Consider the following 26,261-nt stretch of genomic DNA (forward strand, 5'->3'; position numbering starts at 1 on the left):
TTCACAATTTAGACTTGTTAAAAATATTGATTTGGTCTGAAAATTGTGTAGAATATAACTCAATTATTAGAAAATATAAAATGAAAGATATAATGAATATGAATGTAAAGAAGATTGCTTTTGGAGCAGCCGTGGTATTTTTTACCGGTTTTGCCTCTGCACAAACACTGCAGGATGGTATCAACAGTATAGACAGTGATAAATTTGCTCAGGCAAAAACAAATTTCACTGAAATGATCGCTAAAGAACCTACAGCTGAAAACTACTTCTATTTGGGAAATACTTTCTTAAGACAGGGAGAGCCAGATTATGCTAAAGCAACTGAAAGCTTCAACAAAGGATTAGCTGCTGATGCAAAAAGCTATCTTAACAAAATCGGTTTAGCTGCTGTTAAATTAGGTAAAGGCGATAAAAACGCTGTAGCTGAAATTCAGAAAGTAGTGACTGATTCAAGAGAAAAAGACGCTGAAGTTCTGTTCAGAGCTGCAGAAGCTTTAACTTTATTTGAAAAGAACAGTTCACCTGATCTTGCTATCCAATTTTTGACCAAGGCAATTGAGAAAGCTGAGAAAAAAGGAGTTCCTGCACATTATTATTATACACTAGGAGATGCTTACAGATTAAAAAGAATGCCGGGAGAGGCTATGTCTGCTTATGATAAAGCATTACCTACTGCTAAAAATAAAGCTTCCGTTTATACAAGAATGGCAACTTTATGGATGGCTGCACAACAATGGCAGCAAGCTAAGCAGAACATTGATAAAGCTATTGGTGTAGATGCTACTTATGCTCCTGCCTATAAAGCATTGGCTGGTTATGATATCAGATATCAGCAGAATGCAAAAGCAACACAAGATCTTATCAACTATACAAAATACGCTGACGAAGATCCATATACTCAGTTAGAAATTGCAAAATTATACTTCACAAACGAAGACTACGCAAATTCTAAAACAGTTTTGGATAAAATCTTTGATAAAATCGAAGACCCTATTAAGTTCAAATTAAGAGCTTATCAAGCATATGCAGATAAAAACTATGCAGATGCTAAGCAGAACATGGATACTTTCGCTTCTCAAGCTGAAAAAACAAGAATACAGCCTGCTGACCAAGGTTTGCAAGGGCTTATTGCTGCAGGTTTAGCAAAAGATGAAAAAGATGCTGCTAAAAAATCAGCTTTAATGGCAGAATCTCAGCAGAAAGTTGCTATTGCAAAAGCTGCAAAAGATGAAACATTGAAGTGGGATCTTGAATTGGCTAACATCGCCGGAGGTGGTGGTGCTTCTCAGGCTGAAGCTGATAAAGGACCTACTAACCCAGCAATTGAAGCATTGAAAAAGCAGGTTGCTGCTAACAGTCAGGACTCTGATGCATTATTCAAGTTGGCAACAGCTTACCAGGATGTTAAAAACTGGAACGGAGCAATTCTTACATGGCAAAAAATGTCTGCTCTTCTTCCAGATTGGGCACCGGCATATTACAGCCAGGGATATTCTTACCAACAGGCAGGGAACAATGAAGCAGCAAAATTGGCTTATGAGAAATTTATCAGTACTGTAAAACCGGCAGATCAGGAAGCTAACAAGCAAACTCTTGCTTATGCTTACTTCGCTGTAGCATACATGAGCAAAGATTCTGATGCTGCAAAAGCAAAAGATTATGTTGCTAAGTCTTTACAATTAGATCCTACTTATCAGGATGCTGTAAAATTAAATGCAGAGATCAATAAGTAATTTAAAATGTAAATTATAGATATTAAAACTTCCCATTCGTAATGTTTGGGAAGTTTTTATTTTAAACTTATCTTTGAATTATATGAAAACTGATATACTTGCTTTTGGAGCACATCCTGATGATGTAGAATTAGGATGTGGTGGAACTATTGCTAAAATGGTTTCAGAGGGTAAAAAATGTGTAGTTGTAGATCTTACAAGAGGAGAACTCGGAACAAGAGGTACAGATGAAACAAGAAAGGCAGAAGCAGCAGATGCCGCTAAAATTTTGGGACTTTCAGCAAGAGAGAATCTTGGAATGAAAGACGGCTTTCTGGTAAACTCTGAAGAATACCAAATGAGGATTGTAAAAATGATTCGCAAATACCGCCCGGAAATCGTGTTAGCCAATGCAATTGATGATAGACATCCGGATCATGCAAAAGGAGCGAAATTAGTATCAGATGCGTGCTTTTTGTCCGGACTGAGAAAAATAGAAACTGTAGAAGAAGGCGAGAATCAGGAGGTGTGGAGACCTAAGCACATTTTTCATTATATTCAGTGGAAAGATATCAAACCTGAGTTTGTTATTGACATATCAGAATTCCTTCCTGCAAAACTTGAAGCCTGCATGGCTTATAAAACTCAGTTTTATGATCCAACTTCTAAAGAACCAGAGACTCCGATTACAACAAAAGATTTTTACGAGAGCTTAACGTACCGTGCACAGGATTTAGGGCGGTTATCGGGAGTGGCTTATGCTGAGGGATTTACGTCTGAGAAGTTAATTTCTTTGAAAAATTTTGATGGAATTGTTTGGTAGTTGAGGAAAATGTTCTATATTTGCACTCACAAAACGGTGATTGTAGCTCAGTTGGTTAGAGCGTCGGATTGTGGTTCCGAAGGTCGGGGGTTCGAGACCCCTCATTCACCCAAAGAAAGTACACTTTTTAAAAGTGTACTTTTTTATTTTCTAGCTGTTTCAATAATAATGGACACTTCTTTTTTTATACTCTTTTTAAAAGCTTTTTCCATCATACGCTTGTAATTTGTAAGTCAGTGCACAAAAATGGTTCTCTTTTAAGTTCTTAAAAAATAAATTAATAGTTTGGTGATTGAAAATTTTATGTTTGTTTAGCCAGAATCATGAAAAAACTCTTCACAATCTCCAATTCCTACTATTATATCTATTATTATTACAAGATTGCTTATAGATTTTCTGATTTTAGTGCATAAAAAAAGCATCTTTTTCAGATGCTTGTGTTTTTAGATATTCTTTTTTAAACTTCGTCGTCAGAATCAATTGTGAATGATTTGCTTTTGAAGTCTTTATCATGTTTTTCTGAAATTACATCCTCACCCTTTTCATTAATGATGAAATCTGTGGACTCATTAAACATCTCCTGGAAACTCTTAAAATCTTCCTTATAAAGGTAAATTTTATGCTTCTCGAATGTAGCTTCCCCATTCTCTCCGAAATTTTTCTTACTCTCAGTGATTGTAAGATAATAATCTCCTGCTTTCGTCTCACGCACATCAAAGAAATAAGTTCTTCTCCCTGCTTTTAACACCTTCGTGAAAATCTCATTTTCATGGCGTTCCTTGTATTCACTCATTGTTAGATATTTTTTAATCTTGTTAAGAACAAATATAAAAGAATTCTTTTAATCACAAAATTTTTTTTATGATTTATTTAACAATTGAGAACGAAACGGCTAAGCGGTTACAGAATTGGCAATTTCCGTAAGGTTGATAATTTGATCGGCTTTTTGAGCGCTAGACTCTCTGTGTGTGATGATTATGGATGTAGCGTTACTTATTTTTTTATCAATATTTTCCAGAATATTCTGCTCTGTTTCGGTGTCTAAAGCAGACAATGAATCGTCAAAAATGATGATATTCGGGTCTTTAATTAAGGCTCTTGCAATACAAATTCTTTGCTTTTGTCCCCCCGAAAGCATTACTCCGCGTTCACCTACAAGTGTTTTATATTGTTCTTTAAACTCTACAATATTTTTGTGAACATCTGCAATATTTGAATATTCTACCACTTTCTCATGAGAAGGATGATCAATAGCAAAACCTATATTATTTTCAATAGAATCAGAGAATAAATAGCTCTCCTGAGGAATATATCCAATGAAGTTTCTATAGTTAGTCAGATTATGATCCTTCAGATTTTTACCGTCAATCAAAATCTCTCCCTCACTGGGATCTATCAGTCTGCATAAGAGCAGGGCAATTGTTGATTTTCCGCTTCCTGTTTTGCCCATAATGGCTAGAGATTCTCCTGCATTAACTTTAAAGCTCAGATTATCCAGTGCTTTAATTCCTGTATTAGGATATACATAAGAAACATTCCTGAATTCTATATCTCCTTTGATAGGGTAGTTTTCAAAATTAGTATTAATGATTTCCGATTTCTTATCCATGAATTCATTGATTCTTTGCATGGATGCTTCAGCTCTCTGGTTCACAGAAGTTACCCATCCAACCATAGAGAATGGGAAAATCAGCGTGTTGATATACATGAAGAAATCTGCAATTTTTCCGATACTTAATTCCCCTGCAATATATTTGGCGCCTCCAATCCAGATGATGGCGACATTCAGTAACCCAATTACAAACAGAATAATAGTAAAGAAATAAGCTTCTGTTTTTGCCAGATCCAATGCTTTATTCTGATAATCGGTTACTTTTATCCCATAATTTTTTTCAATATATTTCTCTCTGGCGAAAAATTTCACCACACGAATTCCGGAAAAACTGTCCTGAACAAAAGTTGAAATTGCAGATTGGCTTTTCTGCATGATCTTCGACTTCTTATTAATAATTGAACTTACCTTATATATAGCATAAGATAAAATCGGGAGCGGAAGTAAAGTCCACATGGTCATGGAAGCATCCGTTTTTACCATATAAATTGCTGTGATCAGTACCAAGACGATCAGGTTGGCAACATACATCACTCCAGGACCAAGATACATTCTTACTGCCACAACATCTTCACTTAACCTGTTCATTAAATCTCCGATGGTGGTCTGCTTATAATCCGTTAAAGATAAATCCTGATAATGTCTGTAAATTTTATTTTTAAGCTCATATTCTATCCTCCTGGAAGCCACAATGATGGTCTGTCTCATCATGAAGGTGAAAAATCCGGTTAAAAGGGAACATCCAACAATAATTCCAACATAGATCAAAACCTGATGGTTGAAACCAAGGTTTCCATTTTTTGTAAGCTCATCCACAGATTTCCCTACAAACTGAACCTTATATATATTAAAGAAATTACTGGCAATGATAAATAGTACCCCCCAAAACAAAAGTATTTTGTGTTTCCAAAAATAAGGGTTTAAGGTTTTTAGCGCTTTCATATAGTTTGACAAAATTACAAAAATGTCATCACACTACGAATTTCATCAATTTTAAATTTTGTATCTTTGCACCCATAAAAAAGCTCTTTGAATGTTAGGAAGACGACAAATCCGTGAAAAAGTAGTACAGACAGTGTATTCATACTACCAAAATCCTGTAAAATTTGATGTTTTAGAGAAAAACATGTTTGCCGGGATAGAGAAAATCTATTATCTATACATCTATCAGCTCAATTTTTTGGTGGGTCTGAAAGATTTGGCAGAGAACCAGATCGAAATTGGTAAGAACAAATTTCTTAAAACTGATGCTGATATTAATCCTAACCAAAAATTCATCAACAACCAAGTATTGCTTAAACTGGAAGAAAATCCTGAAAGATTATTTTTTACAGGGCAGCATAAGCAGTTGAAATGGGATATGCATGATGACCTATTGGTAAAAACTTTCCAAAGAATCACTGCTGGAAAGCGTTATCAGGATTTCATGAAAGAAGAAGGATACTCTTTTGAAGAAGATCAGAAATTTATCGGAAAATTATTTTTAAGATATATCGCTGAAAATGAAGATTTTCATGACTATCTGGGAGATAAAGAACTTTCATGGTATGATGATATTCACATTGCCAATTCCATGGTACAAAAAACAATCGGTTTCCTGAGAGAAGATGAAGAAAGCAGAACTTTAATTAAAATGATTAAAGATGAAGAAGATAAGACTTTCGCTGCAAAATTGTTGAGAGATACTCTGAACAACTGGGAAAACAATGAAAAGAAACTGGGAGAAAGACTTGAAAACTGGGATCTGGAAAGAGTTTCTTTAATGGATAAAGTTATTTTGTCTACAGCGATTGCAGAACTTGATAATTTTGCTTTCACGCCTTCAAGAGTTATTATTAATGAATATATTGAAATTGCAAAAGTATTTGCTACAGACCGTTCCAATATCTTCATCAATGGTATTTTAGATAAATATTGTAAAGATCAAAATAGAATATAAAATGAAAAAGACGTTATCAATTATCGCCTTGTCTATTATAGGCTTTGGGTTAGTTTCATGTAAAAAAGAAAACAAAGAAACTCAAAGTACTGAAACTGCAACTACTGATTCTACAGCTGTTGCGGCGCCGGTAACCACTGATTCTGCAGCAGCACCCGTAACTGGTGAAGCACCTGCTCCGGTTTCTAACGAACCATCTACTTCTGTTGCTTTATCTGAAAACAGCTTTGATTTTGGGAAAATCAAAAAAGGAGATAAAGTGGAACACGTATATGAAATTACAAATACCGGGAAAAATCCTTTAATCATTTCTGAAGTTAAGCCAGGATGTGGATGTACTGCTCCTGATTTTACAAAAGAGCCGATTATGCCAGGTAAAAAAGGAAAAGTTACCTTGCACTTTGATTCTTCAAGCTTTGACGGAAACGTTCAGAAATATGCAGATGTTTTTGCAAACGTAGAAAAAGCTCCAATCAGATTAACATTCACAGCAAACATTCAACCATAATAATCAAAATATGTTGACACTATTTTTACAGGCAGCAGGTGGATCTTCACCTATGATGCTGATCATGATGGGGGTAATGTTCGTAGGATTTTATTTCCTGATGATAAGACCTCAAATGAGAAAACAAAAGCAAGAGAAGACCTTTCAGGAAAACCTTAAAGTAGGAACAAGAGTAGTTCTTACCTCAGGTCTTCACGGAAGAATTGCTCAGGTTCAGGATGATGGTTTTGTTATTGAAACATTATCAGGAAAACTGAAATTTGAAAAAGCAGCCGTTTCCAGAGAAATGACAGAATCTCGTTTTGGAGATAAAGCAAAATCTGCAGATAAAGCGGATGATAAAAAAGAAATATCAACTGAAGAAAAAAAATAATTCAGTCTGAAAATATTTAGCTGCGGCGGGTGAACGAAGTTCACCCGCCGTAGTCTTTTTATAGAAATTACTATAACAGAGAACAAAATTTAATGAAGATGATTAAACATTTTTTTTGTTTAATACAATTATCTTTGCCCTATGAATCAAAACACAAACAAAACGGTTCTTATTCTGGGAGCTAATTCAGATGTAGCCAAACAATGTATAAAGCAATATGTTGAAAAAGGATTTACCGTGATCGCTGCTTCCAGAAATACAACCTCTTTGGAAAACTTTATTAATTCAAATCATCTGGATTCTTCAAAAATTTCTGTTTTGTATTTTGATGCTGCAGATTTTGATTCGCATCAAAAATTCTATTCTGATCTTCCCACAAAACCTCATATTGTAGTATATGCTGCGGGATTTTTAGTTGACAATCAAAAAGCATTGGCTGATTTCAAAGGTGCCAGGCAAATGATGGAAGTCAATTATATGGGGGGAGTTTCTGTCCTGAGTATTATTGCAATGGATAAAAACAATAAAAATCTGGAAAGGATTATCGGGCTGTCTTCATTGTCCGGAGTAAGGGGAAGAAAAAGTAATTTTGTCTACGGAAGTACAAAGGCTGCATTTACTCAGTTTCTGGCTGGATTGAGGCAGGAATTGGCTTCCCGGAAAATCATTGTAAATGCTTTGGTCATTGGCTATATCAGAACAAAGATCAATGAAGGATTAGAATTGAATGAATCCCTGATTATGGAACCGGATTATGTAGCAAAATATATTGTCAATGCAGGAAACTCCTTTACCATTGTTCCGAATTTTAAATGGAAAATGATTTATTATATTCTGAAAGTACTTCCGGAAGGACTTGTTGCGAAACTGCCTTAATACATTTTAATAAAAAGTAAATAATTAATCAATAAGAAGCTTATAAAAGATTAATTTCCCTAATAATTTGACTTCGGTATCGTTTTTGTAATTCTATGTCCGAAAAAATTATTTCTTCCTGCAAGATTCAATTTCTGAATGATTATTGAGTAAGCTGAAACAATCTGTTCTGCTGTCAATCTATTTTCATCTATAATATCATTTACTTTCACTTTTGAAGTGTAAGGTAAATTTCTTTTTAGACAGATGTATTCAATTTCATTTTTAAATCCTGCAGTACTTAATATCTCATTGATAAATAGTAAACACATAGTATATAAAATGGACGATTTAGAATTGAACAAGATTCAACAACACTGGGACACATTAATTTCTTCAGCAATTTCATGGGCACCGAGAGTTTTTACTGCAGTTATTTCTGCATTATTAATTTATCTGATTGGCTCATGGATGATCAGAATGATTAAAAAGCTGGTTGAGAAAGGTTTTAAAAAACGTAACATGGAAGCTTCTCTGCAGCATTTTCTGTTGAATATTATCAACTGGGGACTTAATATTCTGTTGTTTATCGTTGTTGTAACTCAATTGGGGGTTCAGACATCTGCATTTGTTGCTATGATTGGTGCGGCGGGTTTGGCGGTAGGTTTGGCTTTGCAGGGATCTCTGACGAATTTTGCAGGGGGAATCTTAATTTTATTATTAAAACCTTTTAAAATTGGCGACTTTATTTCTACCAGTTCAGGAGTTTCAGGGACGGTGCAGGCAATAGATATTTTCCATACAAAACTGGTTACACCACAAAACCAATTGATCGTTATTCCCAATGGTGTGGTTTCAAATAATAGTATTACCAATTTTACCCAACTGGGAACAAGAAGAACATCATTGGATATCGGAGTTGCATATGATGCAGATCTTAAGCAGACCAAAGAGCTTTTAATGAATGTCATTAAAAATAATCAATATGCTCTTGCAACACCTGTTCCGCAGGTAGTGGTTACTGAGCTTGGAGAAAGCGCTGTCAATTTATCGGTAAGAGTAAGTACTTCTACAGAAAACTATTGGGCGATGAACGAAGAACTAATCATTGGCTGTAAAGAAGCTCTCGATAAAGCGGGAATTGGAATTCCTTTTCCACAACGAGATATTCATGTTTACAATAAGTAATGCATTGATATAAAAAACTCCTGTATTGTTTAATGCAGGAGTTTTTTATTGTTTAGTTAATGTAAAATTGATTCTATTGTAAAATGTTTAGAATTAAGCTCTTCTGCTAAAATATTACATTATATTTGCCGAAAAATAATAACTATGATCAAGAAACTATTCCTTTTTATAGGGATTTGCTTTGCTACGGTATCGGTAACAGCACAAAGCCAATTTTTAGACACATCTTTTGGGACTAATGGAGTATATACATATACACCTAACAATGCTTACGGATTTATTTATGAAGCCGGAGCTCTAACTGTACAGCAGAAAATTATGGTAAGTGGAACTTATTATAATACACCTAATAATAATCAATCTACTACTAATGTTATTCAAAGACTGAATACTGATGGCAGCGTAGATAACAGTTTTAATACAGTGTTTATTCCTCCGGTTTCTTCCAGCCCACTTTCACGTTTGATCAAAATGTATATTCAGCCTGATCAGAAAATTGTTCTTGGGGATATTTTGGGTACTAAGTTAATTCGGTTAAATGAAAATGGAACTTATGATCAAAGTTTTGGTAGTAATGGAGTGGTTGCTAGTTCTATTTTCAATTCATTTTTTGATAATCTTGGATTGTCTGGACCTTTTAATTTTCATAATGTCCTTTTAGCAAGTAATAACAAAATTTTGTTGTGTACAACTGTCGTAGATAACCAATCATCAGAATTGGCGGTTCTTCGTCTTAACGAAAATGGTTCTATTGATACTACGTTTGGAAATAATGGGATTGTATTACAAGAGGCAAATTTGGGGCGTCTGGTAGTTCAAAATGATTCTAAATTAATATTAATTGGGCAAAAAGCAGATGGGACTTTCGTAAAATCAAGATATTCGGAAAATGGTATTTTGGATAATACATATAATAATAATTCAATATCTTATACTCCTATTCAAAATTATTCAACCTACTTCTGTACCGCTACAGGTAAAGATAATAATACTTACATATATGGAGTTTCGTCTTCTGCAACCTCACCAGTATCTACTATTACTTTAATGAAATTGAATCAAAATGGAGATTTAGACAATAGCTTTGGAACTAACGGTGTTGTTAATGAATCCTACTATAATACTAATAATTATTATGTTGATAATAATATTCTTTATCCAACTTTATTATTAGATAATAGTAACCATTTATTTTTGGTGTGTATGGCGAGTCCCACAGGAAATGCTGCAGATCTTAACCAATTTATAAAAAAGTTTAATCCTGATGGTTCTGTAGATTATGGTTTTGGAAACAATGGAATAGTTGATGTTGACTTAAATAATAAAGAATTTATGAGATCTGCAATCATGACTTCTGATCAAAAAATACTGATTTTTGGAAATCACCAGACACCAAGTAAAGGTATTATTACAAAAGTTTTAAATAATGGAAATATTTTGGCTGCAAAAGATGAAACAATTAAGAGTGAGAATTTAATCATATATCCTAATCCTGTAAAGAATATTTTGAACATTAATACCAGACAATTGAAAGATTATAGTGCTGAAATAATAGATGTGAGTGGACGAAAGGTATTGAAAACAACTATTAAAGAAAGTAAAATAGATGTAAGTAACCTTAAACAAGGTGTATATTACCTAAAGATTGAAAACATAACAAGTAAGTTTATAAAAGAATAAATATTAAGACGAGATTTTCCTCGTCTTTTTTATTCTGATTAATCAATATTTTGCAGCAATTCCAGGGCTTTCATCATATCAATTCCCTTACCCAAAACCGGTTTGAACAAATCTCCTTTTTCCTGGATTCTTTCCAGAGCATTATTAATATTAAAATCTGTAGGTTTCAATCCAGGCTTCAATTCATCCCAATCCAAAGGCATGGAAACTGAAGCTCCCTGTTTAGGTCTTAAGCTGTAAGCACTTGCCAGGGTTTGTCCTGTTCTGTTCTGCAGATAATCAAGATAGATTTTTTTATGATCTCTTTTTTGAAGGCTTCTTTCTAAAGTAGTGATCTCAGGAAGTCTGTCATTGACCTGTTTCATAATAATATTGGCAAAATCTTTTACCTGATCAAAATCATAATGTGCTCCCATCGGAATATAAATGTGAATTCCTGTACTTCCGGAAGTTTTGCAATATCCTTTTACTTTAATCATTTTTAAAACTTCATTCACCTGAAGTGCTGTTTCAATCACCTCATCAAATACATTTTTGGAAGATGGATCAAGATCTAACACCAAATAATCAGGATGCTCAAGATCCGGTAAAGAACTGTTCCAGGGATTGAGATCAATGCATCCTAAATTATTAAGATAGGCTAGAGTTGCTTTGTCATTGCAATAAATATAATCAATGTATTTATCGTTGGATTCAGAATATACCTGTGTGGTTTTTATCCAATCCGGAATATGATCTCCCGCATCTTTCTGGTAAAAGCCCTGTTCTTCAATTCCATTAGGAAAGCGGTTGAGAGACAGCGGACGGTTTTTTAAATGAGGCAGAATATAATTGGCTACCGATTGATAATAACCAATAACATCTCCTTTAGTAATACCGTCTTTTGGGAAATAGATTTTATCCTGATTCGTAAGTTTTACCGTATGTTTGTCCAGAGTGATTTCTTTTTCTTTCGCAGAAACTTCAGTTTTTTTTGATGATGATTTCGTTTTCATTTCTTTAGATTTTTCGGTGAAGGATGAATCTTTGATATCTTTAAGATCTTTGTCTTCTCGTATCCCTATAAAAACAGGATGCCTGAAAATTCCGTCGCGTGTAATGTCAGAATATTTGATTTCACAGATCAGTTCAGGCTTTGTCCATGTTACAGGCATATTGGTCTTAGGAATTGTTTCAAATGGAGAAGATTGTATTATCAGCTTCTGAAGTCTCTGGTAAAGCTCTTTTAAAGCGGTAGTATTGAAACCTGTTCCAGTATGTCCGCAATAAGTAAGCTTTCCATTCAAATATTTTCCTAAAATTAAGGCACCGAAATTTTTCCGGGAACCTCTGGGTTCTGTAAAGCCACAAATAATAACTTCTTCTGTATTGGAAAATTTGATTTTAAGCCAGTCATTGGTTCTGTGATTTTCGATATATAAACTTTCTGCCCGTTTTGCAATCATCCCTTCCAATTGCATTTTTCTCATCTGTGCAAAAAACTCAATACCTTTTTCCGGGATATGATCACAATATTTAATATGATCAGTTTCCGTCAGAGCTTCTTTTAAAAGTTCCTTTCGCTGGATAAGGGGAAGGTCTTCGGTAGAATGGCCATTCAGCCATAGAAGGTCAAAAACATGGTAGATAAGAGCAGTGTCAGGATTATCCCCGATTTGCTGCAAATATTGGAAATTAGGCTTTCCTTGTTCGTCATAGGCTACAACTTCGCCGTCCAGAATCATATGATGTTTCTGTTTTTCAAATTCCAGGGCTATTTTTTCAAATTTGGATACAAATGAAATTCCGTTCCGGGAATAGAAGAGAGGGACGTCATCACTTAAATCGGCAATCGCTCTGTAGCCGTCCCATTTTATTTCAAAAATCCAGTCTTTATCATTGAAGGCTTCTTCGGAAAGTTTGGCCAGCATAGGCTTGATAAAAGACTTTAATTTTTTTTCGTTCGTTAAAGAATTAAAACTTCTGAACGGTTTCTCAGAGATTATGACTTCTTTTTTTCTTTTGTTTTTAGACTTTTTTTTTCCTCCAAGAACTGAGTAACCAAAGATTTTGGTGAGGTGTTTTCTTCAGCGTCATAAGGACTTTCTGCAAATTCATCCTTATGTTTGATGAGTAGCCATGCATTATCCTCTGTGTTTTTCATTTTAACCAAAGCAAATTCACCTTTCAGCTTTTTACCGTGTAAAATGAATTTTAGAGAACCGGCATGCAACTCTTTCAACAGTTCTTTTTCATCAGACAGTTTAGTGTTTTCTTCCAAAGGTTCATAAATGCCGCTATCCCAAACCTCCACTTGTCCGGCACCATAATTTCCCTCCGGAATATTGCCTTCAAAATCTTTATAATCGTAAGGATGATCCTCCACCATCATAGCCAGTCGTTTATCTTTTGGGTCTAATGATGGTCCTTTAGGTACAGCCCAGCTTTTTAATACACCTTCCATTTCAAGACGGAAATCATAATGAAGTCTGCTCGCAGCATGTCTCTGAATAACAAAAATAAGTTTGTCTTTACTTTTCTTCGTTTTTCCTTTTGGTTCGCTGGTTTCATCGAACTTCCTTTTGTTATTATAATCTTTGAGAGCCATTATGATGCGGATTTGGATTTAGAAGTATTCAGACTGGCTTTTAGCTGTGCCATAAGGTCTATTACTTTATCTTCTTTTGCTGGCTGTGCTTTTTTAGCTTTTATATTTTTACCTTTTGCTTTCTGCTTAATGATTTTCATCAGTTCATCAGAATAGGTGTCTTTGTACATTGCAGGATCAAATTCCTGGGAAAGCTGTTCAATAAGGTTAACAGCCATTTTGAGTTCTGCCGGTTTCGGAGCTTTTTGAGCGGGAATTTTTAAATCTTTATAATCCCTTATTTCCTGATCAAACCTCAAACGGTTGAGGACAAGGATATCATCTTTGTACGGGCGGATCATTCCAATAGCTTCCGTTTCACGGAGCACAAATGTTCCGATTCCTACCATGGCGGTTTTTTCAAGTGCTTTCAGTAAAAGTCTGTAAGCATTTTCTCCATTTTTCTGAGGTTCCAGGTAGTAAGGGTTTTCAAAATATACACTGTCTACTTCCACCTCCTTTACAAACTGGTCAATAGAGAGTGTTTTTGTCTTTTCGGGGCTTGCAGCTTCGTAATCTTCCTCATCGAGAACGATATATTTATCGTCCATGAGATAACCTTTGACGATATTTTCCCATTTTACTTCTTTTCCTGTATTCTCATTTACTCTTTTGAACCGGATATTGGAAAAATCAGATTTGTCGAGCATATCGAGATCCAATTTTGTGGTTTCCGTTGCCGAATAAATTTTAACAGGAATGTTGACTAAACCGAAGCCAATGGCGCCATTCCAAATTGCTTTCATTGTCTTACGTTTTTAAAAATCAAGCAATTAACATGCCGTTGGGGGCCTGTGTGGTACCTTTAACCGGCTTTTTGTCAAATGACAATTGTTTTTAGCGCCGACTTTTATACCTTTATATTTCCGTAATCCGTGATTACAACAAAAATATGGAAGAGCTTTTTAATTATATCAAAAAATTCGGGACGCTGAATCCTCAGGATGAACTTTTGATTGCTGAAGGAATTCAGGAAATCAAAGTAAAGAAAGGAGATCCTTTTATAGAAGCAGGAAAGGTGAGCCAAAGAATTGCTTTTGTGAAAGAAGGGGTTTTCCGGTCTTTGTATTATAATAAACAAGGGGATGATTTTACCCGCTATTTTATTTACGAAGGAAGATTTATTGGGGATTTTCAGGGGTTTACCGATCAGCTGCCTGCTCACGAAGATATTGAAGCTATTACCGATGCTGTATTGCTGGTAATAGATCTTAAACATTTTAAAATTCTGGAAGAGAAAATAACAGTGTGGCCGGTTTTATTTGCAAGAATCCATGCATTTGTGGTGGAGAATAAGCTGAAGGTAGCGAGTATCATGCTGAATCAGGATGCAAAATCCCGTTATATTCACTTTTTAAATCATTATCCGGGGCTTGCCAACAGAGTACCACAATCTATGCTGGCGTCTTATCTTGGAGTTACTCCTTCGTCCCTTAGCCGAATCAGGAGGAATATAGTCTAGATGTAAGTTAGAGAGTTAGAGAGTGGGAGTGTTTGAGAACTTCCAAACAAAACTTACAGTCTTAGGCATTAATACATTGTACAACCAAATTCTCTTTTTGCCAAATGACAATGGTGCTTCTCATTGACTGTCATAGCTTTGTCCCATAAAAATTAAAGTACGAATATGGATATTGTATTAGGTTTACAATGGGGAGATGAAGGTAAAGGGAAGTTTATTGATCTTATCAGTGAAAATTATGACATTACAGCGCGTTTTAATGGCGGATCTAATGCTGGACACAGTATTGAGAGAAACGGGCGTAGAATAACGCTTAAAATGATTCCTTCGGGGATCTTTATGAAAGGGGTACAGAATGTAATTGGCACAGGAACCGTTCTGGATCCTGTGAGCTTTAAAAAAGAAATTATCAATCTTCAGGCTTTTGATAACACAGTTCAGCCGGAAACGAATATAATTATTTCGCTGAAAGCACACTTTGTATTGCCTACTCATAAGCTTCTTGATGTTTTTATGGAAGAAAGTTCTGATTATACAACCATTGGAACTACGAAAAACGGAATTGCACAGGCCTATTCAAATAAAATTTTAAGACAGAATGTAAGAATAGGAGATATGTTTGCTCCTGATTTTAAAAGCAGAGTTCAGCATATTTTAGCAAGAGATTATAAAATGCTTGCTGAAGGAAATACAGAGCTTCCTTCTTTAGAGGAGATCAGCAAAGAGTTTTTTGATGCCGTAGATTTTCTGAAGAGATTTAAATGTACTGAAACAGAAATATACTTGAATAAGGCTTTGACAGAAGGAAAAACAATATTGGCAGAAGGATCTCAGGCCGCTATGCTGGATATTGACCACGGAACTTATCCTTATGTTACCTCCTCTTCCACAACAGCTTCAGGAGCCAGCAGTGGATTAGGTGTTTCACCGAAAAAGATCGGTGAGGTGTTTGGGATTGCTAAAGCATACTGTACAAGAGTAGGGAATGGAGTATTTCCAACAGAATTATTTGATGAATTGGGTGAAGAGATCAGAACGAAAGGAAATGAATTTGGTTCCAATACCGGACGTCCAAGAAGAACAGGATGGCTGGATTTACCTGCACTAAAGTATGCAGTAATGATCAATGGTGTAACTCAGCTGGTCCTGACGAAAGCGGATGTTTTAAGCGGATTGAAATCTGTAGCTGTATGTACTCATTATGAACTGGAAGATGGAAAAACCGTAGATATTTCAGGTTTACTTCCTGAAAACGGGAAGCCAATACTGAAATGGATGAATGGATGGGATGCTGATTTTTCTACGATGAAAAGTCCATCGGAGCTGCCAAAAGAAGTTGTTGAGTTTCTATCATTTCTTGAAGCCGAATTAGGCATTCCTGTAGCTAATCTTTCTACCGGGCCGGGAAGAGAGCAGATGTTGAAGATGATTTAATAATTATAAAGCGGGAATTATATAAAAAAAACAAAAGAGGTTAGGAAGTATATTTCCTAACCTCTTTATTAGTACGAAAAATGTTTAGTTAACTTTTGTAAGTATAAAACGCTGCTTTGTAGAAGGCTGAACTGTTTGATCCGTAGTGCCGATTACAATAGGGGTAAGATTAGTTGTTAAGCCATTCTTTACTTCTAATCTCAGTGCCGGAGCATTCTTAGGAGCAAATCCAAAGCCATTGTTTCCGAGATTAAATAATAACCATTTTTGAGAATCTGTATTGGAATTGGTTCTTAATTCAACAGCTGTTCCATTCGTTGTTCCGTTACTTTTTACGGTTAACACCTTTGTAGGATCCAGTATAGATTTGATGATATAATAGCCATGGTCTGATTTGCTGAAAGTAAATCTCTGATTATTTCCTGTAGAAGCTGAATACAAAATTACGCTGGTTCCGTCTGTAGTAGAACTTCCGGAAATATCTAAATTTTTATCACTCGCTAAAGCTGTTGTCATTGTATAAGTTCCGTTGATTGCAGAAGTGGTATTCACAGGTCCGTACAAATGATTGATTCCAGCATAATCACCGGCAGACAATCCTGTCCTTTGTTTGGTAAATGTGGATCCGTCCAGTTTTGTCATTACCGGCTGGCTTGCATTTATAGCAAAGTCTGTAGACTGGTACATCATCACTGATCCGAAATCAAAAGCACCATGTCCGGCATAATCATTATAAAGATTGAAGTTGTGACGGCTTCCTTCTGTTGCTTTGTTAACATCTACAATAATATACTGATCTCTGTCCGGACGGCACTGTTCATGCATGATTCCCATGGAGTGCATGATTTCGTGTGCAATAATTGCGGGATAAGTAATATTATAAATTTTAATACCGTTAACTCTGTTTTTTTGCCATCCAAGCGGGGAGCTGTTGCTTGTTGTATAAGTAAAAGTGATGTATTCTGTTTGATTGGTACGTTCAACAAACTGCATGCTGGTTTGAGAGGAAATCATATCAAACGCTTTGTTGATATTGGTAAGGAATGTATTGTAATTCTGAGTACTCAGACTTCCCTGGCTGGGTAATGTATAATAGACTGTTGCATTCGGCCAGGTCTTAATAAAAGAACTTACAATGGTACTTTTCTCTGCTGTTGATGTTGCAGGATTGGCCTGCTTCTGTAATATATTAAACTGTTCCGGGCTAATGGTAATATCTTCTGCATAAAAATATTCTCCATTTATTTCATTGACATAAGTGTATTTTCCGTCAATTAATAATTTGTGAATTTTTGCATTGGCTAAGTTCTCTGTCACAGGTTCTATTGAATCCGTTTGTGTGTTTTCAAGATCCGAGCTGCATGAATTCAATGCCAAAACAAGGCATCCTGATAATAGTAATAGTTTGCTTTTCATATTATTTAATATTGGTTTGGTGATCAGGTGTTTCAATATGAGCAGCTATATTATTATCATACGCACAAGATTAAAATTAATCAATTCCTTAAATTCTGATTAAGTCTTCAATATAATTTAGCTGTATGTTGTAAATATATTAATAAAAGATTATGTTTGTATATAACATAATATAATGATTGTTTTGTTGTGTTTTTATTTTAAAAGTGTATTAATTTCAATGATTTACTGTTTTTTAATTAATTTTTACTATGAAATTTTAAATTGAGTTATTTCACTAATAATTGATATGGTGGCTAAAACCGTATTTTATACTAGCATAAAGTTTATTTTTATTAACAAATTAATAAAGTATGCTGAAATCTGTAATGTTACGGACATCAAATAATGATGTATAATTGTTAGTATAAAGGATTGGTAAATCTAGAATTAAATCATGATTCCTGTAATTCAGAATATAAAAAAAGCGGGGCAAATACCCCGCTTTACATTTATGCTTTTAAATTCAATTGTAATTCCAGTTCGTCGAGCTGTGCATCCGCAATAGAAGCAGGCGCGTCAATCATTACATCTCGTCCTGAATTGTTCTTAGGGAATGCGATATAATCTCTGATGACTTCGTTTCCGTCAAGTATAGCTACCAGACGGTCAAATCCGAATGCTAAACCTCCATGTGGCGGAGCGCCATATTTGAAGGCATTCATCAGGAATCCAAACTGAGCTTCTGCCTCTTCTCTGGTAAATCCTAATAAATCAAACATTTTAGACTGAAGATCTCTGTCAAAAATTCTGATAGATCCACCTCCGATTTCGTTTCCGTTCAGAACCATATCATAAGCGTTGGCTCTTGCTTTTCCTGGATCAGTTTCCAATAAATGGATGTCTTCCGGTTTTGGAGACGTGAAAGGGTGGTGCATTGCATGGAATCTTTCCGTGTCTTCATCCCATTCCAATAGTGGGAAGTCAACAACCCAAAGTGGTGCAAATACATTTCCTTTTCTCAATCCCAAGCGGTTTCCAAGTTCCATTCTTAAAGCAGAAAGCTGGGCTCTTACTTTATTTTCGTTTCCGGAAAGAATCAACATTAAGTCTCCTTCTTTTGCTCCGAATTTTTCGATGATTTTTGCTAAATCTTCTTCATTATAGAATTTGTTTACCGATGAGGTTTTTACTCCATCATTCTGGAATTTAGCCCAAACCATTCCTGAAGCTCCAACCTGAGGGCGTTTTACCCAATCAACAAGCTCGTCAATCTGCTTTCTTGTATAGTCTGCGCATCCTTCTACATTGATTCCGACAACTAATTCTGCATCATCAAATATTTTAAAATCTTTTCCTTTTACCAGTTCATTCAGTTCTACGAACTCCATTCCGAAACGGATATCCGGTTTGTCATTTCCGTATTTTCTCATCGCATCTGCGAAAGTCATTCTTGGGAAATCTCCGAATTCCTGACCTGTAATATCTTTTAAAAGAGTTTTTGTCATTCCTTCAAATACGTTCATGACATCTTCCTGCTCTACGAAAGCCATTTCACAGTCGATCTGTGTAAACTCCGGCTGTCTGTCAGCTCTTAAATCCTCATCACGGAAACACTTTACAATCTGGAAATATTTATCCATTCCGCCTACCATCAAAAGCTGTTTGAAAGTTTGTGGAGACTGAGGCAATGCATAAAACTGTCCTGGATTCATTCTGCTTGGTACAACAAAGTCTCTTGCCCCTTCCGGAGTAGATTTGATCAAAACAGGTGTTTCCACTTCAATGAAACCTTCTTCAGATAAATAATTTCTTACTTTCTGTGCCATTTTATGGCGGAAGATCAATTTATCTTTTACCGGATTTCTTCTGATATCCAGATAACGGTATTTCATTCTTAGTTCCTCACCGCCGTCTGTTTCATCCTCAATGGTGAAAGGAGGAAGCTGAGAATCATTCAGAATCGTTAGTTTTTCTACCAGAATTTCAATTTCCCCTGTTGGAATATTAGGGTTTTTGCTCACTCTCTCAATAACTCTTCCGGTAGCCTGAATCACAAATTCACGGCCCAGTTTTTTAGCTTCTTCCATTAGTTGTGCAGAAGAACGCTCCTGGTCAAAAACCAGCTGGGTAATTCCGTAACGATCTCGAAGATCTACCCAAATCATAAATCCTTTATCACGGATAGTTTGTACCCATCCTGATAGTGTAACTTCTTCATTCAGATTTTTCAGAGATAGCTCTCCGTTGGTGTGTGATCGAAACATAATTATTTGTTTAAAGTTCAATGTTTAAGGTTCAATTCCGAACCTTGAATTTTTCGTTGGCAAAGATAAGATTTTTGCAGGTTTTATAAATAAAAAAAACTTCCTTTCGGAAGTTTCGTATGTTGTTTTCAGGTTTTTTAATTTCTATTACCCCCTTTTTCTGTCAGAATTTTCTTTATTTCTTCGGTGCCTTTTGTATCATCAGCTACTTCAAGAGGTGTTTTGTTCTGACATTTTTTATTAACGTTGGCCTTGTTGTCCAAAAGGAAATGTATAATATTCTTTCTATCAGACATTACACTGAAGCCAAGAGGTGAATAAGCTATATTTCCAACGAGAAAGCATTTGTTGTAATCTCCCGGGGCAAACTGCTTTTTAAATGTTGCCACATCATCAGAATAGATGGCTTTCATCTTTTCCTGAGTCATCTTCTGTGCAGAGAGCATGCTGCCAGATAATAGCATTCCAAATAGAAAGGTAGTAGAGATTATTTTTTTCATAAGGATGATTTTTAAGAATATACAAATCTAAATTAAATTTTATTACCAATTGCTAAGTTTTGATAATAATATCGCTCTATTAATCAGATTATTCTCGTATTAATTATAGAATTGCAAAACTCCATTTTGAATATCCTGAATTGAAATTACTCCAAAAGCGTAATGATTTCAGGTTTCTCATATTTCCGGGCATAATCCAGAGCTCTATAACTTACAGGTGTCCGGGTTTCTTTCAAAGCTCACCATATTACGCTAAGCTTTTATTATACTTTCGATTTTCTTACAAGAACAATCTTATTAAAAACTTTTCATATGCCAACTTTTAATTGCTTTTGAATGAATACTTTTGCTAAGTAAACTAAAAAGAATCATGACAAAATATATTGACTTTTTGAAAAAAGCATTCAGTGGCGAAGAAACTGACTTCACGAAGGTGAATATCAGAAGTGCTGTATTGCTTTTAGCGATTCCCATGATGCTGGAAATGGCTATGGAATCTGTATTTGCTCTTGTTGATCTGTATTTTGTCGGACATCTGAAAGAAAGTGGTTTTGCTATTCAGACTGTGGGACTTACCGAATCTGTGCTTTCGGTGATGTATTCTATTGCGATTGGCATGAGTATGGCGGCAACAGCTTTGGTGGCAAGACGGATCGGGGAGAAAAATCCGGAGCAGGCTTCCAGGAGTGCGGCGCAGGTATTGCTCGTTTCTTTTGCGATTACTTTTATTTTAAGTTTACTGGGAGTGATTTATGCTGAGGAAATCCTCATATTGATGGGCTCAAAACCTGAAGCAGCAGCTTATGGGAAGAATTTTACCAGAATTATGATGGGAAGCAGTACGATAATAATGCTTTTATTTTTAATTAACGGGATCTTCAGAGGAGCAGGAAATGCAACGATTGCGATGAAAAGTTTATGGATTGCAAATATTGCTAACATTATTCTTTGCCCGATTCTAATAAAAGGGTTGGGGCCTGTTCCTGCTTTGGGATTAACAGGGGCGGCTTTGGCAACAACAATAGGGCGAAGTATTGGGGTGATTTACCAGTTGTACCATCTTTTAGTAGCTGATACTCAAATCCGAATAAAGATTCCATATTTTAAACCAAATTATGAATTAATCAAATCCATTATAAAGATTGCAACCCCTGGAATCTTTCAGTTTGTTATTGCTTCATGTAGCTGGATTTTCCTTGCAGAATTGGTAGCGACCACAGGAGGAGAAAATGCATCTGCCGGTTACCAGACCGCTCTAAGACTGATGATGTTCTTTATGCTTCCGGCCTGGGGATTAAGCAATGCCGCATCTACGCTGGTAGGGCAGAATATGGGAGCAAATGAAATGCTGAGGGCAGAGCAGTCGGTAATGAAAACCGTGAAATATAATGTCATCTTTATGTTGATTGTAAGTCTGATATTTATTTTTATGGGAAATTTTTTAGTGGGTTTTTTCACTCAGGAAACGGCTATTAAAGATTTTGCGAAAAATGCCCTTCAAATTATGAGCACAGGGTTTATCTTCTATGGAATAGGAATGGTGATGATCAATGCATTCAATGGAGCAGGAGATACGTGGACGCCTACATGGGTTAATCTTTTTGGATTCTGGCTGTTTCAGATTCCTCTGGCGTATTTTCTGTCAAAATATCTTGACATGGGTCCAAAAGGGGTTTTTATTTCTATTCCTGCCGCAGAAACCCTGATTACAATAGTTGCTTTCATCCTATTCAAAAAGGGAAAATGGAAAACGATAGAAGTGTAGAAAGGCTGGGAGATGGAAGCTAGAAGAGGGAAGTATCACAGGTCTGAAATTATCTAAAAACAGCCATTCTCAGAAAGTATAAAGTGTAAATTTTGATGTGATTACAGAGAATTGAAATAGTAATCTTATCGTCACTTCCAGCCTCCATCTTCCTGCTTTCTTCCTAATTTATAAAACTTTAACAGCTTCATTACTTGTATTTTAAAGTTGTATTTTTTAAATTCGTGATTAACAAATACATAATTACTATGGGAAAAGGAGACAAAAAATCAAGAAGAGGAAAAATCAATTCCGGAAGTTATGGTAAAAGAAGACCGAAAAAAGCCTCAAAATCTTTTGCTGCTTCTGAAGAAAAATCTAAAAAATAACCAAAATAAAAAAGACCGAAGATCATCTCTCCGGTCTTTTTTTTATGAAAATTAAATTAATTATTTACCTCCAAGAATATTTCCAAGAATGCTGCCTAAACCGCCGCCACCTTGTTGTTGGTTACCACCACCCAATACACTTCCAAGTATATCGTTCAGAGGATTTCCTGATGATTGAGATTGTCCGCCATTTCCTAATACACTTCCAAGAATGTCATTCAATGGATTAGACTGTTGAGCTTGAGCCTGATTAGAGGCATTCCCCAGAATTCCTCCTAAAAGATCTCCTAGGCCTCCTGCTCCTACATTACTCTGTTGTTTCTGCTGTCCGATGTATCCCATTACTACAGGTGCCAGCATCGCAAGGATAGGACCTATTTTGTCAATTGAAATGCCTGTGTTTTGTGATAGCTGGTTTTCAACAGTACTTTTTTGTCCTCCAAAGATATGATCAAGAATAGATCCACCTTCAGCCTGTCTTGCTTCAATCTGAGAAGCGTCATTTAAAATACTTCCGTTATGGTCTTTATCTAGAGCATTATTTAAAGCTTCGGCTTCTTTAGCGTCCTGAGATTTATTTCTAAGATAAGAAATAATGAGAGGGGTAGCTACAGCCAATAGGGCAATTACCTGATTTTTGCTGATTCCGAATTTGTTTTCAGCCTGTTCAGCAACCTGGTTGCCTGTGTTCCCTGTAAGTAGGTCAATTAAACTCATTTTTTGTGTTTGTTAGTATTAAGTAAATCAAAGTTATCAAAAAATATGCCTCATAAAATGACCACCTTTCATAATTATTGTTAAAGTTTTCTGATCTGTTCTTCTGTATAACCTTTGCTTTTTAGCACCTTTATGTACTCTACAGCGCTTATTGTCATCCAGTCTATAGGTTCGGGTGCTTGCTTTTTATCAATGGTGAACTCCAGAATACCCACATTATTATTCATCCATGGAAGAACATAATAATCCAGACCGCCTTTGTATTCCTTATTTGCATGAAATTCTTTTCCTTTCTCTGTTAAAAATGCGACTTTATAAAAAACGAAGTAGCCCACAGGAATCAACAGGCATACCCAGGAGAATTTTCTTAAACGGGTATACTTTTCAGAAGAAAGACCATACCCAATGGATAACGCAAAAATAATATTGAAGGGTAAAAAGAATACATAATTATCGGATACGGCATAAAACGTAGAAAATCCATATACGCATACTGCTCCGGCAGTAAAAACAAAAAACATTTTTTGATTAGTCTTGTATAAAAGCAGAATACCTGTGACTCCGAAAAATGTAAATAAATTGAAATTATAAATAAGATAGGCAAAAGATTGGAAAAAATCTTTCACATACTGAATTGTACTTTTTTTCAAAGAATCTTCCACCCATGTTCCCTGATCAGAGCTATACGGCGATTTGAAGGGGAGCCCCTGGGAAATATTCAGAATAAACAAAGAGCTAAACAATGCTGCAAAAATCAGTAGTGAAGCCATTGCATATTTCTTTTCATTTCTGAAGTAAAATAAAAAAACTAATAAAGAAGGTATTAGCAGTATATTTTGAATATGGACCCATAAGCTGATCCCTAAAAACAGGCTACTTAAAAGGATGTAAATTCTTTTCTTTTCAATAAAACTTTTTATAACTGAAAAGAAAAAAAGGCTTACCCACAGGGAGTTATAAGTATATACTTCCACGATCTCCGCATTTCTCCAAAACGAGAAACTGAATCCGAAAACAAAAGCAGCTACAAGTGATGCCCATTCTGTTTTTGAAATGCTTTTCACTGTGAGATAAACAACAGAAACTGTTGCTGCTCCTGAAGAAATAACCAGAAACCGGCTGGCTTCAATAGCATTAATACCTGCCAGGTTTTTAATAAAGATAACAGTATTGATATATAAAAAGTGACTTGTTGCTGAAGCAGTTGTTTCCCATATTCCTTTTTCTGCACTCAACACAAATCCTACACAATCGGCAAAAGGAATTTTTGAAAAACTTCCGAAATAGTAGATACCAAGAAAAATAATAAACAAAAATAAGGCTGATAGATATTTGTTCATATTAGTTCTTTATGATCGGCACATTAGAACAGGCTTCTCCGAACATCAGAGATTTTACAATTGGTTTTAACTGTTCTACCAGTTCTATATATGCATTTTCAGGAATATCTTTATCTGAACAGCCTTTTACCAGAACCCTTTTGCCTCTCATCTCCTCAAAATCATGAGTCTGAATGGCATTGTGCATTAAAATAACATCAAGATCCTCACGGTTTCCGAAGACTATTTTTTTGGCAACATCAGTAAGTTTTGCTGTCAATACAAAATAAGCCCAAAGCGGGATGATTGTATCTACAGAATTGTAAATGTATATGTATGAGTCTTTGTATAGTTCAGTATCTATAGCCTCTACCTTTTCACGAAAATCTTTTTCTTTCAGGATCATTTCCTGAAAAAGAAAATCTTTTAGGTCAATTCCCTTTCTTTCTCCCTTTGGAAGTAAAGTGGAAAGATCAAAATTGATAAGGCCGCTTTCGGCAACTTTATTCCGGATTTCAAATTCTTCTGACATTTTTTATCATTATCTTTGAACAAATTTACGAATTAAGATCATATCTATTTTAATTTGTTCTCTATCCTTACTATAGAAATGAAGTATTATATTATTGCAGGAGAAGCTTCAGGTGATTTGCATGGAAGCAACTTGATGAAAGCCTTAAAACAAAAGGATCCGAATGCGGAGTTCAGATTTTGGGGTGGTGATCTGATGAAAGCTCAGGGCGGAACACTGGTAAAGCATTACCGTGACCTTGCTTTTATGGGGTTTCTGGAAGTGGTGATGAATCTCAGAACCATTCTGAATAATATTAAATTCTGTAAAGAGGATATTCAGAAGAACAGACCTGACGTTTTGATTTTAGTAGATTATCCTGGTTTCAACCTGAGAATTGCCAGATTTGCCAAAGAACTCGGGATCAAAGTAGTGTACTATATTTCTCCACAGCTTTGGGCATGGAAAGAAGGCAGAGTAGAGATTATCAAAAAATATGTGGATGAAATGATGGTCATTCTTCCTTTTGAAGAAGATTTTTACAGAAAACATGGTGTCCATTCCCATTTTGTCGGCCATCCATTGCTGGATGCTATTTCAGATCTGCCGGAAATCAATATTGAAAATTTCAAATCGGAGCATGGCCTGAATGAAAAAGAAATCATTGCGCTTTTGCCGGGTTCCAGAGAACAGGAAGTGGAAAAGATGCTTGAAATAATGCTTTCTGTAAGACCGTATTTTAAAAATTATCAGTTTGTGATTGCTGGAGCACCAAGTCTTCCTAAAGAGTTTTATCAGAAATATGTAGATGATAATGTTCATTTTGTATCCAATAAAACTTATGATTTGCTGAGATGTTCCAAGGCAGCTCTTGTCACTTCAGGAACAGCTACGCTGGAAACCGCTTTACTGAATATTCCTGAAGTGGTTTGCTATCGCGGAAGCAAAATTTCCTATGCTATTGCTAAGAGACTAGTAAAAAATATCAATTATATTTCCCTTGTTAATCTTATCATGGACAGGGAAGTGGTGAAAGAACTTATTCAAAATGATTTGAATACCCAAAACCTGGTAGAAGAACTCAATAAAATTATTGATGGAGACAAAAGAACACAGGTTCTGAATGACTACAGTCTTCTGAGAGAAAAGTTGGGAGGAAAAGGAGCCAGTGATCATGCTGCTGAGGTGATATTAAAAGTATAATTTT

25 protein-coding genes and 1 tRNA gene are annotated in these 26,261 nt (G+C 35.5%); 14 read left to right on the forward strand and 12 right to left on the reverse strand.

Going from position 1 to position 26,261, the window contains the following annotated elements; translation table 11 throughout:
• Positions 1–80 precede the first annotated feature (80 nt).
• The 3 genes from OL225_RS21185 to OL225_RS21195 all read left to right on the forward strand — a co-directional run bounded on the left by OL225_RS21185 (position 81) and on the right by OL225_RS21195 (position 2,646).
• Positions 81–1,733: a tetratricopeptide repeat protein gene (locus tag OL225_RS21185; RefSeq protein WP_047373525.1), complete on the forward strand. Its 1,653-nt coding sequence runs from the start codon at positions 81–83 to the stop codon at positions 1,731–1,733.
• Positions 1,734–1,815: 82 nt separating this feature from the next.
• Positions 1,816–2,535 (forward strand): bacillithiol biosynthesis deacetylase BshB1, encoded by a 720-nt coding sequence (gene bshB1, locus OL225_RS21190; RefSeq protein WP_047373524.1) that lies wholly within the window; start codon positions 1,816–1,818, stop codon positions 2,533–2,535.
• Between the two features lie 35 nt (positions 2,536–2,570).
• Positions 2,571–2,646 (forward strand) — tRNA-His (locus OL225_RS21195).
• Between the two features lie 346 nt (positions 2,647–2,992).
• Here the strand turns inward: OL225_RS21195 and OL225_RS21200 are convergent.
• Together OL225_RS21200 and OL225_RS21205 are read right to left on the reverse strand one after the other, a co-directional pair.
• Complete coding sequence (locus OL225_RS21200; protein ID WP_034701927.1) at positions 2,993–3,328, reverse strand: DUF3276 family protein; 336 nt, start codon at positions 3,326–3,328, stop codon at positions 2,993–2,995.
• 99 nt (positions 3,329–3,427) lie between these two features.
• Entirely contained in the window at positions 3,428–5,089 is a 1,662-nt protein-coding gene (locus tag OL225_RS21205) for an ABC transporter ATP-binding protein (RefSeq protein WP_264519505.1), read from the reverse strand.
• A 91-nt stretch (positions 5,090–5,180) separates the two neighbouring features.
• Between OL225_RS21205 and OL225_RS21210 the strand changes: the two genes are divergently transcribed.
• The 4 genes from OL225_RS21210 to OL225_RS21225 all read left to right on the forward strand — a co-directional run bounded on the left by OL225_RS21210 (position 5,181) and on the right by OL225_RS21225 (position 7,843).
• Positions 5,181–6,086 carry a transcription antitermination protein NusB gene (locus tag OL225_RS21210; RefSeq protein WP_255812807.1) on the forward strand — a complete coding sequence of 302 codons (906 nt, stop codon included), beginning with the start codon at positions 5,181–5,183 and terminating at the stop codon, positions 6,084–6,086.
• Between the two features lies 1 nt (position 6,087).
• Positions 6,088–6,594 carry a DUF1573 domain-containing protein gene (locus OL225_RS21215; RefSeq protein ID WP_047373521.1) on the forward strand — a complete coding sequence of 169 codons (507 nt, stop codon included), beginning with the start codon at positions 6,088–6,090 and terminating at the stop codon, positions 6,592–6,594.
• Positions 6,595–6,604: 10 nt separating this feature from the next.
• A complete protein-coding gene (gene yajC, locus OL225_RS21220) occupies positions 6,605–6,967 on the forward strand; it encodes a preprotein translocase subunit YajC (RefSeq protein WP_264519506.1) in 363 nt (120 codons plus the stop codon).
• 141 nt (positions 6,968–7,108) lie between these two features.
• Positions 7,109–7,843 (forward strand): SDR family NAD(P)-dependent oxidoreductase, encoded by a 735-nt coding sequence (locus OL225_RS21225; RefSeq protein WP_264519507.1) that lies wholly within the window; start codon positions 7,109–7,111, stop codon positions 7,841–7,843.
• Positions 7,844–7,902: 59 nt separating this feature from the next.
• Here the strand turns inward: OL225_RS21225 and OL225_RS21230 are convergent, their stop codons facing one another.
• A complete protein-coding gene (locus tag OL225_RS21230) occupies positions 7,903–8,154 on the reverse strand; it encodes a hypothetical protein (RefSeq protein WP_264519508.1) in 252 nt (83 codons plus the stop codon).
• A 10-nt stretch (positions 8,155–8,164) separates the two neighbouring features.
• On the opposite strand from OL225_RS21230, the gene OL225_RS21235 reads away from it, so the two are divergent.
• The gene (locus OL225_RS21235; protein WP_264519509.1) at positions 8,165–9,010 is read left to right on the forward strand and encodes a mechanosensitive ion channel family protein; all 846 of its coding nucleotides are present in this window, start codon (positions 8,165–8,167) and stop codon (positions 9,008–9,010) included.
• A 144-nt stretch (positions 9,011–9,154) separates the two neighbouring features.
• The gene (locus tag OL225_RS21240) at positions 9,155–10,690 is read left to right on the forward strand and encodes a T9SS type A sorting domain-containing protein (RefSeq protein ID WP_264519510.1); all 1,536 of its coding nucleotides are present in this window, start codon (positions 9,155–9,157) and stop codon (positions 10,688–10,690) included.
• Positions 10,691–10,728: 38 nt separating this feature from the next.
• Here OL225_RS21240 and ligD read toward each other — a convergent pair whose 3' ends face one another.
• The 3 genes from ligD to OL225_RS21255 all read right to left on the reverse strand — a co-directional run bounded on the left by ligD (position 10,729) and on the right by OL225_RS21255 (position 14,062).
• A complete protein-coding gene (gene ligD / locus OL225_RS21245) occupies positions 10,729–12,600 on the reverse strand; it encodes a DNA ligase D (RefSeq protein WP_264519511.1) in 1,872 nt (623 codons plus the stop codon).
• Positions 12,601–12,671: 71 nt separating this feature from the next.
• The gene (locus OL225_RS21250) at positions 12,672–13,277 is read right to left on the reverse strand and encodes a DNA polymerase ligase N-terminal domain-containing protein (protein ID WP_264519512.1); all 606 of its coding nucleotides are present in this window, start codon (positions 13,275–13,277) and stop codon (positions 12,672–12,674) included.
• The gene (locus OL225_RS21255) at positions 13,277–14,062 is read right to left on the reverse strand and encodes a Ku protein (protein ID WP_264519513.1); all 786 of its coding nucleotides are present in this window, start codon (positions 14,060–14,062) and stop codon (positions 13,277–13,279) included. The genes OL225_RS21250 and OL225_RS21255 overlap by 1 nt, the downstream gene beginning before the upstream one ends.
• 146 nt (positions 14,063–14,208) lie before the next feature.
• Here OL225_RS21255 and OL225_RS21260 point away from each other — a divergent pair, with 146 nt between their 5' ends.
• Entirely contained in the window at positions 14,209–14,778 is a 570-nt protein-coding gene (locus OL225_RS21260; protein ID WP_264519514.1) for a Crp/Fnr family transcriptional regulator, read from the forward strand.
• A 165-nt stretch (positions 14,779–14,943) separates the two neighbouring features.
• Positions 14,944–16,212 carry an adenylosuccinate synthase gene (locus OL225_RS21265; RefSeq protein WP_264519515.1) on the forward strand — a complete coding sequence of 423 codons (1,269 nt, stop codon included), beginning with the start codon at positions 14,944–14,946 and terminating at the stop codon, positions 16,210–16,212.
• Positions 16,213–16,296: 84 nt separating this feature from the next.
• On the opposite strand, the gene OL225_RS21270 is transcribed toward OL225_RS21265, so the two are convergent.
• From OL225_RS21270 to OL225_RS21280, 3 genes are all read right to left on the reverse strand, one after another.
• The gene (locus OL225_RS21270) at positions 16,297–17,628 is read right to left on the reverse strand and encodes a M12 family metallopeptidase (protein WP_264519516.1); all 1,332 of its coding nucleotides are present in this window, start codon (positions 17,626–17,628) and stop codon (positions 16,297–16,299) included.
• Between the two features lie 491 nt (positions 17,629–18,119).
• A complete protein-coding gene (gene aspS / locus OL225_RS21275) occupies positions 18,120–19,874 on the reverse strand; it encodes an aspartate--tRNA ligase (protein ID WP_264519517.1) in 1,755 nt (584 codons plus the stop codon).
• A gap of 137 nt (positions 19,875–20,011) precedes the next feature.
• On the reverse strand, positions 20,012–20,374 hold the full coding sequence (locus tag OL225_RS21280) for a hypothetical protein (RefSeq protein ID WP_156118332.1): 363 nt from the start codon (positions 20,372–20,374) through the stop codon (positions 20,012–20,014).
• Positions 20,375–20,744: 370 nt separating this feature from the next.
• Between OL225_RS21280 and OL225_RS21285 the strand changes: the two genes are divergently transcribed.
• Positions 20,745–22,139 carry an MATE family efflux transporter gene (locus tag OL225_RS21285; RefSeq protein WP_264519518.1) on the forward strand — a complete coding sequence of 465 codons (1,395 nt, stop codon included), beginning with the start codon at positions 20,745–20,747 and terminating at the stop codon, positions 22,137–22,139.
• Between the two features lie 248 nt (positions 22,140–22,387).
• A complete protein-coding gene (locus OL225_RS21290) occupies positions 22,388–22,507 on the forward strand; it encodes a 30S ribosomal protein THX (RefSeq protein WP_065119703.1) in 120 nt (39 codons plus the stop codon).
• 60 nt (positions 22,508–22,567) lie between these two features.
• On the opposite strand, the gene OL225_RS21295 is transcribed toward OL225_RS21290, so the two are convergent.
• The 3 genes from OL225_RS21295 to OL225_RS21305 form a co-directional block, all read right to left on the reverse strand.
• Entirely contained in the window at positions 22,568–23,224 is a 657-nt protein-coding gene (locus OL225_RS21295) for a DUF937 domain-containing protein (RefSeq protein WP_264519519.1), read from the reverse strand.
• Between the two features lie 80 nt (positions 23,225–23,304).
• Positions 23,305–24,564: a DUF2723 domain-containing protein gene (locus OL225_RS21300; RefSeq protein WP_264519520.1), complete on the reverse strand. Its 1,260-nt coding sequence runs from the start codon at positions 24,562–24,564 to the stop codon at positions 23,305–23,307.
• Position 24,565: 1 nt separating this feature from the next.
• Complete coding sequence (locus OL225_RS21305; protein WP_047373505.1) at positions 24,566–25,075, reverse strand: DUF2480 family protein; 510 nt, start codon at positions 25,073–25,075, stop codon at positions 24,566–24,568.
• A 78-nt stretch (positions 25,076–25,153) separates the two neighbouring features.
• Between OL225_RS21305 and lpxB the strand changes: the two genes are divergently transcribed.
• Entirely contained in the window at positions 25,154–26,257 is a 1,104-nt protein-coding gene (gene lpxB, locus OL225_RS21310) for a lipid-A-disaccharide synthase (RefSeq protein ID WP_264519521.1), read from the forward strand.
• Positions 26,258–26,261 lie beyond the last annotated feature (4 nt).

The organism is Chryseobacterium viscerum, from assembly GCF_025949665.1.
Lineage (GTDB): Bacteria > Bacteroidota > Bacteroidia > Flavobacteriales > Weeksellaceae > Chryseobacterium > Chryseobacterium viscerum_A.

Excerpts from the sequence above, each read along its gene's own strand:
- ligD (WP_264519511.1), bottom strand. The coding sequence starts at position 12,600 with ATGCTGGCCAAACTTTCCGAAGAAGCCTTCAATGATAAAGACTGGATT.
- OL225_RS21205 (WP_264519505.1), bottom strand. The coding sequence starts at position 5,089 with ATGAAAGCGCTAAAAACCTTAAACCCTTATTTTTGGAAACACAAAATA.
- OL225_RS21250 (WP_264519512.1), bottom strand. The coding sequence starts at position 13,277 with ATGGCTCTCAAAGATTATAATAACAAAAGGAAGTTCGATGAAACCAGC.
- OL225_RS21225 (WP_264519507.1), top strand. The coding sequence starts at position 7,109 with ATGAATCAAAACACAAACAAAACGGTTCTTATTCTGGGAGCTAATTCA.
- OL225_RS21240 (WP_264519510.1), top strand. The coding sequence starts at position 9,155 with ATGATCAAGAAACTATTCCTTTTTATAGGGATTTGCTTTGCTACGGTA.
- OL225_RS21210 (WP_255812807.1), top strand. The coding sequence starts at position 5,181 with ATGTTAGGAAGACGACAAATCCGTGAAAAAGTAGTACAGACAGTGTAT.
- OL225_RS21295 (WP_264519519.1), bottom strand. The coding sequence starts at position 23,224 with ATGAGTTTAATTGACCTACTTACAGGGAACACAGGCAACCAGGTTGCT.
- OL225_RS21270 (WP_264519516.1), bottom strand. The coding sequence starts at position 17,628 with ATGAAAAGCAAACTATTACTATTATCAGGATGCCTTGTTTTGGCATTG.
- OL225_RS21185 (WP_047373525.1), top strand. The coding sequence starts at position 81 with ATGAAAGATATAATGAATATGAATGTAAAGAAGATTGCTTTTGGAGCA.
- OL225_RS21265 (WP_264519515.1), top strand. The coding sequence starts at position 14,944 with ATGGATATTGTATTAGGTTTACAATGGGGAGATGAAGGTAAAGGGAAG.
- OL225_RS21255 (WP_264519513.1), bottom strand. The coding sequence starts at position 14,062 with ATGAAAGCAATTTGGAATGGCGCCATTGGCTTCGGTTTAGTCAACATT.
- aspS (WP_264519517.1), bottom strand. The coding sequence starts at position 19,874 with ATGTTTCGATCACACACCAACGGAGAGCTATCTCTGAAAAATCTGAAT.
- OL225_RS21285 (WP_264519518.1), top strand. The coding sequence starts at position 20,745 with ATGACAAAATATATTGACTTTTTGAAAAAAGCATTCAGTGGCGAAGAA.
- OL225_RS21235 (WP_264519509.1), top strand. The coding sequence starts at position 8,165 with ATGGACGATTTAGAATTGAACAAGATTCAACAACACTGGGACACATTA.
- OL225_RS21300 (WP_264519520.1), bottom strand. The coding sequence starts at position 24,564 with ATGAACAAATATCTATCAGCCTTATTTTTGTTTATTATTTTTCTTGGT.
- OL225_RS21290 (WP_065119703.1), top strand. The coding sequence starts at position 22,388 with ATGGGAAAAGGAGACAAAAAATCAAGAAGAGGAAAAATCAATTCCGGA.
- OL225_RS21200 (WP_034701927.1), bottom strand. The coding sequence starts at position 3,328 with ATGAGTGAATACAAGGAACGCCATGAAAATGAGATTTTCACGAAGGTG.
- OL225_RS21280 (WP_156118332.1), bottom strand. The coding sequence starts at position 20,374 with ATGAAAAAAATAATCTCTACTACCTTTCTATTTGGAATGCTATTATCT.
- bshB1 (WP_047373524.1), top strand. The coding sequence starts at position 1,816 with ATGAAAACTGATATACTTGCTTTTGGAGCACATCCTGATGATGTAGAA.
- OL225_RS21215 (WP_047373521.1), top strand. The coding sequence starts at position 6,088 with ATGAAAAAGACGTTATCAATTATCGCCTTGTCTATTATAGGCTTTGGG.
- OL225_RS21260 (WP_264519514.1), top strand. The coding sequence starts at position 14,209 with ATGGAAGAGCTTTTTAATTATATCAAAAAATTCGGGACGCTGAATCCT.
- OL225_RS21305 (WP_047373505.1), bottom strand. The coding sequence starts at position 25,075 with ATGTCAGAAGAATTTGAAATCCGGAATAAAGTTGCCGAAAGCGGCCTT.
- yajC (WP_264519506.1), top strand. The coding sequence starts at position 6,605 with ATGTTGACACTATTTTTACAGGCAGCAGGTGGATCTTCACCTATGATG.
- OL225_RS21230 (WP_264519508.1), bottom strand. The coding sequence starts at position 8,154 with ATGTGTTTACTATTTATCAATGAGATATTAAGTACTGCAGGATTTAAA.
- lpxB (WP_264519521.1), top strand. The coding sequence starts at position 25,154 with ATGAAGTATTATATTATTGCAGGAGAAGCTTCAGGTGATTTGCATGGA.